Source organism: Corynebacterium sp. UMB8791, assembly GCF_054166365.1.
On record NZ_JBSZCG010000073.1, the window covers coordinates 1 to 320 of the forward strand.

General features: G+C 59.7%; 1 pseudogene. It reads left to right on the plus strand.

The annotated features are described in order from the left end of the window. A pseudogene (locus ACXIUA_RS02110) lies at positions 1-257 on the plus strand (hypothetical protein); the annotation flags it as partial. Positions 258-320 lie beyond the last annotated feature (63 nt).

Below are 320 nucleotides of genomic sequence, written 5' to 3' on the forward strand. Positions count from 1 at the left end.
GGATTGGGGTGCCGACGCTTGCGGCGCAGCTGGTCGCACTCGCAATAGGCCTCGGTGTTGCGGTGGTGGCGGTGAGCGCAACGATTCGTCGTAACGCACGCCAACGCACCTCGCAGTGGCGGGCAAATTACCTTGCCCATCTGCGGCGAAAATGGACACAGTCCGTGGAGATGACGGTGCGCGAAGCCATTGGTGCGCGGGGTCCGGGATGGCGAATAGAGCAGCTGGCGGAGTACACCGGAACGCCTGCACGATAGCTGTGACAGCGAAGAGAAATAGGGGGATATCACGATGGATGAGTTTTCTTTACTGCAGTACTT